The organism is Marinobacter iranensis (assembly GCF_029207565.1).
Lineage (GTDB): Bacteria > Pseudomonadota > Gammaproteobacteria > Pseudomonadales > Oleiphilaceae > Marinobacter > Marinobacter iranensis.
Genome location: NZ_JANCMW010000006.1, coordinates 167,312 through 180,442 on the forward strand (window position 1 = coordinate 167,312; position 13,131 = coordinate 180,442).

General features: G+C 57.2%; 10 protein-coding genes and 1 pseudogene. 1 reads left to right on the plus strand and 10 read right to left on the minus strand.

Features of this window, described 5'->3' with window-relative positions:
- Nucleotides 1–401 precede the first annotated feature (401 nt).
- The 6 genes from NLU14_RS11530 to NLU14_RS11555 are packed head-to-tail and all read right to left on the minus strand — an operon-like array spanning nt 402 to nt 8,723.
- Complete coding sequence (locus NLU14_RS11530) at nt 402–2,570, minus strand: AAA family ATPase (RefSeq protein ID WP_275706606.1); 2,169 nt, start codon at nt 2,568–2,570, stop codon at nt 402–404.
- Nucleotides 2,563–3,003 (minus strand): VPA1267 family protein, encoded by a 441-nt coding sequence (locus tag NLU14_RS11535; protein WP_275706608.1) that lies wholly within the window; start codon nt 3,001–3,003, stop codon nt 2,563–2,565. The genes NLU14_RS11530 and NLU14_RS11535 overlap by 8 nt, the downstream gene beginning before the upstream one ends.
- Entirely contained in the window at nt 2,996–3,427 is a 432-nt protein-coding gene (locus NLU14_RS11540; RefSeq protein ID WP_275706610.1) for a hypothetical protein, read from the minus strand. Before NLU14_RS11540 ends, NLU14_RS11535 begins: the two co-directional genes overlap by 8 nt.
- Nucleotides 3,427–5,778, minus strand: a complete 2,352-nt coding sequence (locus tag NLU14_RS11545) for a hypothetical protein (RefSeq protein ID WP_275706612.1) — start codon at nt 5,776–5,778, stop codon at nt 3,427–3,429. The genes NLU14_RS11540 and NLU14_RS11545 overlap by 1 nt, the downstream gene beginning before the upstream one ends.
- Nucleotides 5,765–7,459, minus strand: coding sequence for a hypothetical protein (locus NLU14_RS11550; protein WP_275706614.1), 1,695 nt, complete (start codon nt 7,457–7,459; stop codon nt 5,765–5,767). Before NLU14_RS11550 ends, NLU14_RS11545 begins: the two co-directional genes overlap by 14 nt.
- On the minus strand, nt 7,449–8,723 hold the full coding sequence (locus NLU14_RS11555) for a tyrosine-type recombinase/integrase (RefSeq protein ID WP_275706616.1): 1,275 nt from the start codon (nt 8,721–8,723) through the stop codon (nt 7,449–7,451). The genes NLU14_RS11550 and NLU14_RS11555 overlap by 11 nt, the downstream gene beginning before the upstream one ends.
- 161 nt (nt 8,724–8,884) lie before the next feature.
- Here NLU14_RS11555 and NLU14_RS11560 point away from each other — a divergent pair.
- Nucleotides 8,885–9,502, plus strand: a pseudogene (locus NLU14_RS11560) (type 1 glutamine amidotransferase domain-containing protein); the annotation flags it as partial.
- 18 nt (nt 9,503–9,520) lie between these two features.
- Here NLU14_RS11560 and NLU14_RS11565 read toward each other — a convergent pair.
- The 4 genes from NLU14_RS11565 to benC all read right to left on the minus strand — a co-directional run bounded on the left by NLU14_RS11565 (nt 9,521) and on the right by benC (nt 13,128).
- Nucleotides 9,521–9,973, minus strand: coding sequence for an acyl-CoA thioesterase (locus NLU14_RS11565; RefSeq protein ID WP_275706618.1), 453 nt, complete (start codon nt 9,971–9,973; stop codon nt 9,521–9,523).
- Between the two features lie 52 nt (nt 9,974–10,025).
- The gene (locus tag NLU14_RS11570; protein ID WP_275706620.1) at nt 10,026–11,201 is read right to left on the minus strand and encodes a benzoate/H(+) symporter BenE family transporter; all 1,176 of its coding nucleotides are present in this window, start codon (nt 11,199–11,201) and stop codon (nt 10,026–10,028) included.
- Between the two features lie 122 nt (nt 11,202–11,323).
- Nucleotides 11,324–12,103 (minus strand): benzoate diol dehydrogenase BenD, encoded by a 780-nt coding sequence (benD, locus tag NLU14_RS11575; protein ID WP_275706622.1) that lies wholly within the window; start codon nt 12,101–12,103, stop codon nt 11,324–11,326.
- A complete protein-coding gene (gene benC, locus NLU14_RS11580; protein ID WP_275706624.1) occupies nt 12,100–13,128 on the minus strand; it encodes a benzoate 1,2-dioxygenase electron transfer component BenC in 1,029 nt (342 codons plus the stop codon). The genes benD and benC overlap by 4 nt, the downstream gene beginning before the upstream one ends.
- Nucleotides 13,129–13,131: the final 3 nt, after the last annotated feature.

Sequence of the window (13,131 nt, forward strand, 5' to 3'; positions counted from 1 at the left end):
TGTTTTGAATCGTTGGCGAATGCGTCCAACAAACGACCGTTATCTATTCAATCGGTGATCGCGAGGCTCACAAATTCTACGCATCCTAACAGCCTCCCGTATGACACCGACGATCCCTAGCCCATAATGTGTGAGCTTACGTTGTACCCTTCCCAGCCCAGTGGCTGATATGGTCCAAAAAACAGGTTCCCGGCGAAGCCCCAGTACTACTGATGGCAAAGATCGCAGAGGTCAAATGACCACGTGGCAAAGGCTTGATCGATGGGCTAAGCTTCTGATTTTCAAATTTATTGGATCGACCAGTATTAATTGAAAAAATCTTAATCACGAAGCGTGACAAATTTTCGCAATCACTGAGATCTCAGTCCAATTGTTGTTATTCCTTACATTTTTTAGCTATGTTAGGGGCTTTTCTTCTCGGACAACAATTGCTCCAGGTAACTCAGCCTCTGGTGCGCCAAACTGGGCGCCTGGGTAATGGCTGTTAGCTCACTCGCTGTACCAACGATATGCACTTCCGATTCGGCACGGGTAATCGCGGTATAAAGCCATGCTCTGTCCACAATACGGCCTTGCTGCAGGCCAATGATCACCCGTGGAAACTGCGACCCCTGAGCTTTATGAAGCGTGATGCAATAACCAAGCTCCATCGATTCCTGTATAGCCTGGGTTAACAAGACCTCAGTGCCGGTATCCAACTGAACTATGCCAAAAGATTCTTCTGTAGCTTCGGACGAAATCAATGTTCCCAGCGAGCCATTCTGGATACCCGCATCGTAATTATTCTGAGTAAACAAAACTGAGTCACCCTGACAGATTTCCCGGAAAAAGCGGTCACCCTGCAGCTCAAACTCCATGCGCTTGCCGCCTGGATTCACCGCTTTCTGCACGCGCTGGTTGATGTCAGAAACCAATGCTTTGGTTGCGCCCAAAATGCGGCTACCCTCCGGCGCTTCAGTAAACAACGCAGCACATTGCTCGGCAACCTTGTGGCGGGGCGTCTCGTGGAAATAAACAGCCCCCGCTGACAATTTCTCCGGAACGATTCCCTGGTTGATCATTTTCGAATATTCAGGGATGCCCGTTGAACCTTCCTGGCGCTTCACAATATCCAGAGTCGTGTTGGCAATCAGGCCTGAGGCGACGATGTCCGATAGAACCTTTCCGCAACCAATGGGCGGCAACTGATCAGGGTCGCCGGTGAAAATTATCCGGACATCCGGGCTGATGTGGGTAACCAGACGGTACATGGTTGGTAGGTCGAGCATGCTGGATTCATCGATTACCAGCAGATGCAGCGGTTGATCAGCGGTGGGTTCGATGGGCTCCTGCCTTAGCAGCCCCGCAATGGTCCGGGTCAAAAACCCAATGGACTCGTGCAGGCGCATGGCCGCGCGACCTGAAAGGGCCACGGCGTGGATTTCGTACCCGAGGGTGTTGAGGGCGCGAAGCGCGGTGCGCAGCACAGCGGTTTTGCCCGTTCCGGCACCGCCGGTGATGCAACTGACCGCATTATCCAATGAGGTTAGAACGGCCTGCGCTTGGCGCTGGGTCAGTTCGTAAGGCACCTCGGCTACGGATGCCATGCAGGCGCGGTCGGCCTCCTGATCATATAGATCTGTCTGGAGAGCCAGTTTTCGGAGGCGCTTGGCGACGACCGACTCCATCATTACCTGGGCAGTCGGGTGGTAGGTGCCGGTCTCTGGCCTGAGCACAAACTGGCCATTGCGGTGGCCGTGAGCAAAGGCCTCAGCTACTAGCTCTTTATCGCCCAGGAACTTACCGACTTCGGGCTTGAGCGTCTGGTGCGTGGCGTAGGTGTGTCCCTTTCCAACCTGTTTGCGTAAGGCGCTTTCGAGTGCCGCGGCTAGCCGCACCGGAGCCGATTTTTCGAAACCCATCCTCTCGGCAATGGTATCGATGTCGGAAAACGGCATCCCAAAACCAAGTAACGCATAAGGATCGCTCTTTAGGACATCGACGGTGCGTTCGTCGTGGTGTTTCAAGATGCGTTGCTGAATACGCAGCGGCACGTCAAGAGAGGCCAGCCAGTTAGCGTGCGGAAGGTTTCGGTATTTGGCGTACCCGTTGTAGAGCGCATCGACCGAGACCTCGCTCAGAACGCCTCTGAGGCGCTCCCTGTGCTCAGGGGTGTCAGACTTGAGAACGTCATGCAGATCACCGCCAAAGGTTTCCCAGAGGGCTCTAGCCTTAGCCTCGCCAATGCCAATGAAGTCTTTCTCTGTGGCGATGAAGCGGATTATCGCCTCGCCCGTTTCGGGCAAAGTACACTCCATCTCAGCCGGAGCGTCATAGAGGTGCTGTTGTAGGGCGTAATCGCCTGCCTGAATGCTCTCCAGAGCCCGTATACCTCTCACCCGCCATTGTTTGCCAACAGAGGGCTTTATAGGCAAGGAGTGATTCTCGCACTGGATCGAGACGATGTACTTACCCGAGTTGATGCTATAGCTGTCAGCCTTGAGAGGCACGCCTGTGAAGATCGTGTATTTCGAGCCGTAATGCTGGCAACTCGTGACACGGAAGTATTCTTCGTGCAGCGTGTCAGGCATCGGGAGCCACTCCGAACTCAGTGAGAACCTCCGACAGCTCGCCGTAGCGTCTGAGCTTGCCTTCGAGGGTTGCCACGCGAGCTTTCAGCTCGATATTTTCTTGCTCCAACGCTGAAAGTCGCCTGGTTTCCATCGTCTGTTTATTCACACTAGCGTCATACGGCTTTGGTTCGGCTCTTCGACTTTGCGCGATGTCGGTTAGTGGCGGTAGCACACCCCGATCCCGCAGGCACTGCTCCAGTGCCTCCAGGGCTTCCTTGATGGCTGGATTCTGTCGCAACGCGCTTTTGCCGATGCCGATAGCCTTGGCCACCTCGCCCCGGTTTAACTGGCCTCGGTGAACGATTTGCGTGAAATCGTCATCGGTTTGGGTGGCCACCCAGCTCTGGAACGATGTGAGATTCTGGCGTGCTTTTTCTTGTCCATTAGCCATGGCGTTGGTGCTCTTGTTTCCTGTGCTGTTTCGCTAAACTTTCCAATGTATCCAGCAAAGCTTTGTTACTGCTGCTTGCCTTCATGAGTTTGTTAAGGAATTCTTGCAATACGCGCGCCTGACGTTTCCACGAATCTACCTCCTTTTCGAGCGACTCAATGCGCTTGAAACTATCAAGATCCTGCTGGGTAAAATTGACAAACTTGGCCTCAAGAGGGCCCTCTACGCGCAGGCGCGCTTTGGCTCGTTTGTAAGCCCGCTTGATACTGGGATACTTATCCAGCGTTTGGCGCGTGGTCTGCAGCTCCAGTTCGGTAGCGATCCTTTCGACCAGTAAGGCCCAGGTGAGCTTGCCCAGCCAGGTATCAACCATCCGCACGATCTGGTCGATTTGTCCGGAGGTAAACGACGAATGTGCTGCCATTAAGCCTCTCCCCCAAAGTGGTTTAAGAAATCGCTCAGAAAGTCGTCTTGCTCGGGCGGCGGAGTGTTTTGTTCCAGCGCCTGTTGCAGGGCACCGTCCCGGTCGGGCAGTGCGAGCTTACGAATCGTCACGACCTTGGTGGCCAGATCGGTGATGCGGAATTCGGCCTTGGACAGGACCACCCGGATCACTGAGCCGTCTCGGATGCTGGGATCTTGCAACAAGTCAATCAGTTGCTGCAGGAGCTCGGTATTCCCCTGGTGCGTTTTGAACCACATCTGCATGTGCTTGCTGTTGGCAAAGTTGCCGGCGTCCTGGATCGTCTGCAGGCGTCGCTGCTGCACCGTCAGATCGTACCGCAACAGCTTGAGCGCCTGGTCATCGCCCTTTACGTGACAAGCCTCGGCGCACAGGGTGCACTGGAGTTCAAAGTCATTTAGGTATCGACAGGGTTCGACCACCAGATCCTGCTGGCAAAAGCCGACCGCCGTGACGGAGGCGGCGCCATTGCGCAAGCCCGACAAGCGCTCGTGTTCCTGCATGGTGTACACCCGGATCGGCTGTACCGTCGGGTCTGACTCCGCTTTCTTAGAGGCCTCATCCGGCTTACGCTCCCAAATGTCCTGAATGGCGCTGGCGCGCTCGTCCTCGCTGCTGTGCAGGTAGTAGAGGATCTGCTCCGGTGACCGACGCCCAGACCACAAATTAACCATCTGATGGCTCAGTCCGGCCCGCTCGCCTTCGTCATTTAGCCAGTGGCGAAACTGGTGAGGCCGAATAGCAAAGTCGTCAGCGAAGCCGTGCCGACCAAAGATCGTGCGGCTTGCCTGACCAGGGTTGATGTCGAGGGCGAAAATCTGAGCCAAGGATTTCCCCATGATCAGGCCGTAAAAGCTCCTCTGGCCTGGATAGGTACTGTTGCCACTCAGCAGTTGTGGCCCCCGGTAGATGAACAACGCCTGGTAGGCGTTGACCCAGTTATTGCCGCTGGCATATGCGCGGGGAAAGCCGGGGTGAACCTTGTGGATGTGGGCCAGCCAACCGGCCTGCAACGCCGAGACCGTGACGTGCGGGCGTTTGCCGGGTCCTGATTGCCGATTCGGCCAGATTGTGGCAATCATTTCCGTCGTGAGTTGGGTGCCGAATAGTTCAATAGAGGCCTTTGAGGTCAGTATCACCCTGTCCTGCGGCTTTAATGCGTAGATCGATTTGCGCCAGTGCGCTCTTGTCAATTGCGCATGGCCAGGGGGGCCAAGCATTCTTGCAGCGTTGGTCGTGCCCTTGTCCACCGCCACCGTTGCCTCCAGTGGGTAAAACCCTAAAAGATAGCCCAATTGCAGCAGGTGGGTCGGATCATCCAGATTGGCCTCGGTGCGGATCAACCTTTCCGGCTCAGGGGTGAACTCGCCCAGCAACTGGCGCAGAGACTGCCTGGGCGTCTGATAAAAGCGGGCCAGCACTCGGGCCGGCTCAGTAGCCTGACGACAGTACGCCAATCCTCGTTGCAACGGATCGATCAGGTTGGCCAGCAGATGGTTACGGTTGTCCTTGTAGCCCTTAGAGCCCGGCCAGTCCAGCCAGTGTACGCGCTGGCCGCTGGCCGTATCGACGGAAGACTGGAGAGGCTGGTTGGCGAGGGCCGGGATCTCGGCCGCCACCCGGTTGGGGGAAGCCATCGCCAGCGCGGCCAGAGTGGTGACCATGGCGTCACGCTGTGAGGTGGACGGGGAAAAGTCCCACTGGCGCTCATCCGGTGGGATCGCCTCATAGAAAATGGCTCCCAGCGCCAACAGCACCTTGTCTTCCGGTTTTTTTTTGCGGGATCTCTCAGCCCGATAGTAGCGCTCGGTACAGTCGCTTTTGCTCAGTGTGGGATAATTCAGCGTGGCCGAGACAAACCGGTGGTTCTGCAACCAGTTGAAGACATATCGGACTTGTGAAGCAATATCAAAGCTCAGCCCGGCAACCACCCTCTCCAGCTCCGTCTGGGTCAGGGTATGGATGGCCGGGCGCAGCAGCGCCTTGGCCTGCGCGACCAAGTTGGCCTTGTTGGACATGGCTAATTTGCTGGCAACGAGGTCGATGGCATAGGCCATCAGCAGGTGACGCGGGTCATCGGGCAGGCGATGCTCCTGTTTGAGGTTGCTGAAGCCTAGGTGACGGGCAGGAATTTTGGCCCGCTCGTGAAACAGCAGATTGATCTTGCGCCCATCCGGCCAAGTGAACTGCCAAGCCACATCGTCAAAGGTCGCTGGTAAGCCCTGGTTGTTGCGGTAGCCTTCGAGCGGCCCAGCCCGCAGGGCCGCAATGTGCTCTCTACGGTTGGCTTCCAGTGGGTCAAGCGAGGTCATGTTGGGCCTCCGGGGATAGCGCTCGGTATTGTTCGCAGGCCAGGCAGGCCAGAATGGTAGCGCGGATGTAGGCGACGATGGTGCGCAACGGTTTGAGCGAGCCTTCCCCGGCACCGGCTTGGAATTGCAGCGCTAGCCGGCGCTCGGCCTTGTCCAATTGCGCGTGGTGATCGGCATCGACAAAGGGCTTGAAGTTCTGGCAGGGATAACAGGCCAGCGGCTTTCCTCCCCTAGATGGACAACTGGTGCAATCCTGTGGCGCTCGCAGCAGGCCGATGACTTGCTCATACTCGTTCTTGGCGGCATAGCCGGGTTGCGACTGTAGCTCCGTGACAGAGATACGACCAAAACCGTTCAGGGTCGGATTGGGAGCGAGTGCCGCATCAATGCTCGCCCGAGCGGCGGGGGTCAGGTCAACATAATGTGCCACCGCCCCCTCGCTGACGCCGGTCAAGCTGGCCAGTTCGACCGTCGACATGCCACGCATAGCTCCATTGGTTAAGGCCGTGTGGCGGAAACGGTTGTTGCCGACGGGCAGCACCTGGCCTTGCTGAGGATCCAGGAGGCGGCGGTCACTTGTGAGGTGTGGCCCCAGTTGGTTTTTGTAGAATGTCTTTAACCTTGTTCCCATGCGATCATGGCTGCGGTGAAATGCTTGACTACGCACCGACAGCGCCTTGAACAGCGTGCCTTTATCGCCAAACGCGGTCGTGAACAAGCTTCGCATGGGGAACAGAGGAGTTCTGGGCCAGAGCTCACCGAGTTCGGCTTTGGTCAACTCAATGCCCTGGCCAGCCAGACGAACCAATAGCGTTTGCCAGTAATGATGGTGGTACAGGGCCAGCAACCGCGACATCGCGGGCTGCAAAGGATGACTGTGGCGCTCGGCATAGCCACGAAAATCACCGCGCTTGCCCAGGAATACACGCAGGTGCAGGCGCTCATCGTCGGCCAGTTGTGGGTACCCAATGTCCTGCTCAAACCCAACGCCATAGGGCCGAACATCGGCCCATTTCATTTCGACCAACTGGCAGGGCCGGCGCAGGATCGCCCGGTTGAGATTGGCCGCCACCAACGTGCCTAGATAAGTGACCTCTTGGGCCTTTAGTAGCCGCAAACGATCACCGAATTCCAGAAGCAATTCGTCATTGATCCTTCGAAACGCGTGGTCGACGGATTGATTCTCGATGTCGGTTAAAGCGCCCCTCTCCGGGTCGAGAAATTTGCGTTGGATCTCGCTGACGCCTGCGCGCTCAATGAACGCCGCATGGGTTGTGAAACGAACCAGGCCCAAGGTTTTGGCACGGCGAAACAGCCCAGCTAGGACCCTTTGATCAGTTACTCTGAGGTGCGGCCAACGCTGCTGGAAGGCCATGCCTGCCAGCGCATCGAGGCACGCTCTTACCGCATGGATGTAAGATCGTATGGTTGCTGGCGCGTTTCGGTTGGCAGCATCGGCCAGCAGGGTGAGCAGAGCCAGCTTGTCTGCCGGATCGATAACGGCGTCGTGCAACCAGCGCATGTCATAACTCTCCGACTTGTGGACTCCCAACACCCAGTTGTCATCGGACGGCCGGAAGGTGAACACGGCGTTTTTAGCGTTGCGAGATTCAAGCAGGGTCGGGTCGGTGATGTAGCCCCATTCCGGCTCAGGTTCGTGCCCGAGATTATTATTCATCATCCTGCTCCGATTGGAATTGCCGGTCTTGCCGGGCAGCTGAAATCTTTTTGGCCAAAGCGGCCAGATGCTTTTTGTTGTACACCGAGCCCATGGTGCTGTTTTCCGACCACGTCATTGCGACTTTTCTGACGTCTTCCAGGACAGCGGGATCGATCCCCAGCGCTTTACCTTTTTCGCTAAAAAGGTCGTTCCATTTATGGCGCAGTATGTGCGCAGTCAGGTGAAAGCCGAGAGATTCCGAGAGCACGGCGAACAGGTAATCAATCCCCCTAATGGTCAACGGCTGACCTTTGGTCTTGCCTTTTTCAGAAACAAATAGGAAATCGTGCTGTTGGGCGGCTGGGAAATGGGCGCGGATGTGATCCCGGTAGTATCTCAGCGCCGCCATTAGTTCATGTGAAATGGGGACGGTACCGGCATTGGTTTTTTGCGATGGGCGCCGTTTACGGGGATCGTCCGGATCGTTCGGGGTGCGGTTGATCCGCAGGCGGGGAGTTTCCCAGTCCTCGACCACGTCGGCCAACTTCAACTTGGCCAGCGCTCCCTTGCGCATACCGGTATCATTAAACATCCATATCATCAATGAATTACGACGACGTGACCCCTTGAAGGGATTATCGGATGCCTCGGGCGCGATGCAGCCCAGCAAACGGACAAAAACGTCATCGGGGATGACAGACAGATATGGATCCTTTGTAACATGATTCTGGTCCCTCAGCTTCCGAGCATCTTCGTTCACCCAATGCTCGAACTGAACAAAGCGGTGGATCAGATCCTGAGGTGGTGAACAATCGCCGTGATAGAGACTGTAGAGCCAACGCAGGTAGCCCAGAAAACGCCGCAGACGCCCCTTAGTGGCTGCTGAGCCGACGTATTCTTCCGCCGCCGTGGATGCGTGCAAGTAACGGTCGAGTTGCTTGCTGCTCCATTGCGCCAGATTCACGACCTTGTTGGCCGGATCATGCTTTGCTTGCTCGGACTTGGCCTTGAATCGGCAGGCGCGCTCAAATGCACCGTATTCCGCACGTGTTAACAGCTCGCCGCTTCGAATGCGCTCGGGCAGATCAATGCCGGCCACCTCGAAGTGGCGGAACACAAAAGCCAATTGACCCGCGTATATGATCTGTGTATTTAAGGCTTTTTCACTGAGTTGAGAAACTAGGTAAGTATTCAGGTGGAAGCAGGTAGGCAACCCAAATTCATCGGTCACCATGATGAATTGGCTACCACCCTGAGCTTGGCAGATTTCGATCCTGGCGACCATTACAAATTATCCAGTCAAATAACTTCTAGCCGACCTTACAGCAATTTACACTTTTGTAAACTGTTTCAGTGTGCTTTCTTTATTGAAATTCTTTATTTAAGGCAAATGGAGAGTTAGGGTTCAGATTTTTCAATGTTTACCAAATTTTTCCTGTGTAAAACTGGCTGGAGGAGTTCACCGCGCCCTATTACGTGTTCAAGGATGCCGGCGCGGACATCACTATCGCCTCCCCGAAAGGCGGCCAGCCGCCGGTTGACCCCAACAGCGAAGCTGACGATGCCCTGACCGACACCACCCGGCGCTTCCAGCAGGATGCCCACGCCAAGGAAGCCCTCGCCAGCACCAAGAAACTGGCGGATGTGGACATGAACGACTACGACGCCCTGTTCTACCCCGGCGGCCATGGCCCGCTGTGGGACCTGGTGAACAACGACAAGTCCCTGGCCCTGATCAAGACCGCCCATGAGCAGGATAAGGTCATCGGTGCCGTGTGCCACGCACCGGCCGTGTTCAAGAATGTGGAAATCAAGCCCGGACAGAACATCGTGGGCGGCCGCGAAGTGACGGGCTTCAGCAACAGCGAAGAGGAAGCTGTGGGCCTGAGCAGCGTTGTGCCCTTCCTGCTCGAAGACATGCTGAAGGAAAACACCGCCACCTACACCAAGGGTGACGACTGGGCACCGCACATCGTGGTGGACGGCAAACTGATCACCGGCCAGAACCCGGCCTCCTCCGAAGGCGCTGCCAAGGCAGTGGTGCAGACGCTTCAGCAAGGCTGAACGCCCTCCTGACAATAGCTATTCCCCGGCGTGACTGATGAGCACGCCGGGGGCTCCCACCTCAAGCTTTTCCCGGATATGCGCCGGTATCGGCGTCTTTGCCATCTCCGAGGGCTGGATCAGCACATACGTAATGTCAGCCTCGGCGACCCGTTGTTCATCACCGAAGCGTACAAACTCCAGATGCAGGGTGAACGAGGTATTCCCCAAACGCCCAACCCTGATCCGCGCCTCCAGCACATCATCAAACCGCGCCGGTGCCCGGTAGTTCACTGTCAGGCTCACCACCTGGATGTCGAGATCCTGATCCAGCAGGGCCTGGTAATCACCGAACAGGGTGCGGATGTATTCGTTGACGGAGATATCCACGTAGTCCGCGTAGCGGGCATTGAACACAACGCTCTGGGCGTCGCATTCGCCGTAGCGGACGCGGAAACGGAAGCGGAATGGCTGATCGGTCTGTTCAGTCATGGTCACTCAATCTGTAAAAATGAATAAACCAACAGCCTACCCCATCAGCCGATCATTTTCTGCCAGCGCTGCCGTTCAACACCAGATAACAACCATAGCCGATAACAACGCCCCAGAAAGCCGACGACAGCCCGAACAACGACATGCCGGAGGCGGTGACAATAAAGGTGATCAGCGACGCTTCCCGGTGGCTACCCTCTTCCAGCGCTGAGAACAGATTGCCCGCAATGGCCCCCAGCAACGCCAAACCCGCAAGCACGGCCACAAACGCGGCCGGCAGCGAGGTGAACAGACTAACAATGGTGCCGGCAAACAGCCCACCCACCAGGTAGAACACCCCATTAAATACACCCGCGATATAACGGCGGGACGGGTCTTCATGGGCGTCCTTACCCGTGCAGATGGCCGCCGTAATCGCCGCCACCACCGTGGTGATACCGCCGAAAAACGCCATGGGCAACGACACCAGACTGGTGACGCCAATGATCGGTTTGGCCTTGACCGGGTACCCCGCCCCTTGAAGTATGGCCATGCCCGGCAGGAACTGCCCGGTGAGGCTCACCAGCACCAATGGAATGGCCAGGCTCAGGGTTGAACCCAGGGTCCATTCGGGCTGGATGAATTGTGGAACCGCAATACTCCAGCGCACCCCGGACAGTGACGCACCCTCCAGGACAACCGCCAGCACCACACCAGCAACCAACAGCAGCACCAGGGTGTACTTGGGAAACAGGCGGCGGAAGACCACATAGGAAACCAGCATACCGATGGCCAGCGCCGGTGTGGTTTCAATGGCGGTGAAGGCACCCACCCCAAACTGGAACAGGATACCCGCCATCATACCGGCGGCGATGCCTTTGGGAATGGCACGAACAAACGTATCGAAGGTCCCGGACACACCAATGATGAAGATAATGATGGCGGCTGTGATGTAGGCCCCTATGGCCTCATTCAGGGACAGCTCCGGAAACAGGGCCACCAGCAGTGCCGTACCGGGGGCCGACCAGGCGGTAACGACCGGTGCTTTCAACCAGATAGACAGGACAATGCCGGATATCGCCGCGCCCATGGAGATCGCCCAGACCCAGGAGGTCATCATCTCCGTGGAGATACCCGCGCTGGCCCCCGCCTGGAAAAAGATGGCCAATGGCCCCGAGTAGGACACCAGAACGGCCAGAAAACCGGCAACAATGGCCGGCAGGGAAAGGTCTTTGAAAAATTTCGACATAAACGTGAATCCGTTAGTGCTTGTTATAGGTTCGATTCATGAAAAAAGGCCCCGCGCGCAAGAGCACCGGGGCCAAGGAGGGTATGACTGACTGTCTACCCTGGGTCGCATCAACCTCCGGTCTACCCCAAATCGCCCCCCGCAACAGGAATGATCGTCCCGGTAATATAGCTGGCAGCATCCGAAGCCAGAAACAGGATTGGTTCGGCTTGTTCATCAAGCGTCCCGTAACGGTGCATAAAACTGTTGTCCGTGGTCTGATCGATCAACGTCTGGTACCACGCCTTTTCCTGCTTGCTCTGCTCTTTGGTATTGCGGGGGGTCAGCCGTGGGGGCGCTTCGGTCCCACCGGGCGCGGCAGCATTCACGCGGATATTGTGGGAAGCGTACTCGTAGGCCATGTTCACTGTCATGGCGTTGACGCCGCCCTTGGCCGCGCCATAAGGCACGCGCATCAAGCCCCGCGTTGCCACCGACGACACGTTCACAATCACCCCGCCCTTCTGCTCCAGCATGTAGGGCAGCACCGCGCGACAACACCACATTGTGGTAAACAGCGAGCGCTGAATTTCCTTTTCGATCTGCTCCGGGGTGTAATGATCGAACGGCTGCGCCCAGATGGTGCCGCCCACGTTGTTGATCAGGATATCGATGCGGCCGAACTGCTTTTGCGCTTCCGCCATGATGGTTTCGGCGCCGGCCCAGGTTTCCAGGTTGGCCTGGACCGCGACAGCCTCGGCCCCCTGGTCACGCAGCTCCGCGGCAACGCCCTGAACGTAATCCGCAATATCGACCAGCAGTAGCCTGGCGCCTTCGGCGGCCGCCAGCTCGGCGACACGCTTGCCGATACCCTGGGCGGCGCCGGTAATCACCATGACCTTGTCGGTGAAGCGGTCTTTCATGCGACCTTCTCCCTGGCCGCCGGCACGCTGGGCGTGAACTTCTCATAATGGAACGAGTTCGGCTCAATGCCCTTCTCGCGGAAGAACCCGAGTACGGAGTCCACCATCGGCGGCGGCCCACACAGATAGACGTCCACATCGCCTTCGTTCAGGGGCGCTTCATCCATATGCTGGGTCACATAACCCTTACGCGGATGATCGCTCTCCTCACCGGACACACAGGTGACGTAGCTGAAGTTGTCCAGCTCCTGGGTGAAACGGTCCAGGATGTCCAGGCACACCAGGTCATCTTCGTTACTGACGCCGTAGACCAGATGGGTCGGCAAGTCGCAGCCATTGGCCTTCATGTGTTCCAGCTTCGCCAGAAACGGCGCCAGGCCGGTGCCGCCCGCCAACATCAGTATCGGACGCTCGATCGGGCGCAGGTAGAAGCTGCCCATGGGGCCGGTCAGGGTCACCTTGTCACCGGTACGGGCCTTACCCACCAGCCAGGAGCTCATCAGCCCGCCCGACACATTGCGGATCAGGAAACTGAGATCGCGGCTGCCGGGTTTCGAGCTGAAGGAGTAGGCGCGGGTCTCCTCGGTGCCTGGCACCTGGATATTCACGTACTGCCCCGGCAGGAAGACGATGTCGTCATCCGCAGTGATCTTCAGTTCGATCGACGTGGGCGAGATCAGGTTCACCTCGGCCACGGTACCGGTGACCTCGGCATTGCCGGTCTTGCACATGGTGGAAGCAACAGGCACTTCCACCACGCAATCGCTGGAGGGCACCATCTGGCAGGTCAGCACCATGCCCTGCTCGGCTTCCTCGTCAGACAGCGCTTCGTCAATGTATTCCTCACCCATGTCGAACTCGCCCTGACGGCAGGCACCCTTGCAGGTGCCGCAGACGCCATCGGAGCAGTCCATGGGCAGATTGATCTGCGCACGGTAGGCGGCATCGAGAACCGTTTCGCCTTCGTTGCAGGACACAAAACGGGTAACGCCGTCTTCAAAGTTAAGCGCGATGTTGTAACTCATGAT

Bases quoted from the DNA above. Each gene is read 5' to 3' on its own strand.
- NLU14_RS11530 (WP_275706606.1), bottom strand. From the start codon at position 2,570: ATGCCTGACACGCTGCACGAAGAATACTTCCGTGTCACGAGTTGCCAG.
- NLU14_RS11535 (WP_275706608.1), bottom strand. From the start codon at position 3,003: ATGGCTAATGGACAAGAAAAAGCACGCCAGAATCTCACATCGTTCCAG.
- NLU14_RS11540 (WP_275706610.1), bottom strand. From the start codon at position 3,427: ATGGCAGCACATTCGTCGTTTACCTCCGGACAAATCGACCAGATCGTG.
- NLU14_RS11545 (WP_275706612.1), bottom strand. From the start codon at position 5,778: ATGACCTCGCTTGACCCACTGGAAGCCAACCGTAGAGAGCACATTGCG.
- NLU14_RS11550 (WP_275706614.1), bottom strand. From the start codon at position 7,459: ATGATGAATAATAATCTCGGGCACGAACCTGAGCCGGAATGGGGCTAC.
- NLU14_RS11555 (WP_275706616.1), bottom strand. From the start codon at position 8,723: ATGGTCGCCAGGATCGAAATCTGCCAAGCTCAGGGTGGTAGCCAATTC.
- NLU14_RS11565 (WP_275706618.1), bottom strand. From the start codon at position 9,973: ATGACTGAACAGACCGATCAGCCATTCCGCTTCCGTTTCCGCGTCCGC.
- NLU14_RS11570 (WP_275706620.1), bottom strand. From the start codon at position 11,201: ATGTCGAAATTTTTCAAAGACCTTTCCCTGCCGGCCATTGTTGCCGGT.
- benD (WP_275706622.1), bottom strand. From the start codon at position 12,103: ATGAAAGACCGCTTCACCGACAAGGTCATGGTGATTACCGGCGCCGCC.
- benC (WP_275706624.1), bottom strand. From the start codon at position 13,128: ATGAGTTACAACATCGCGCTTAACTTTGAAGACGGCGTTACCCGTTTT.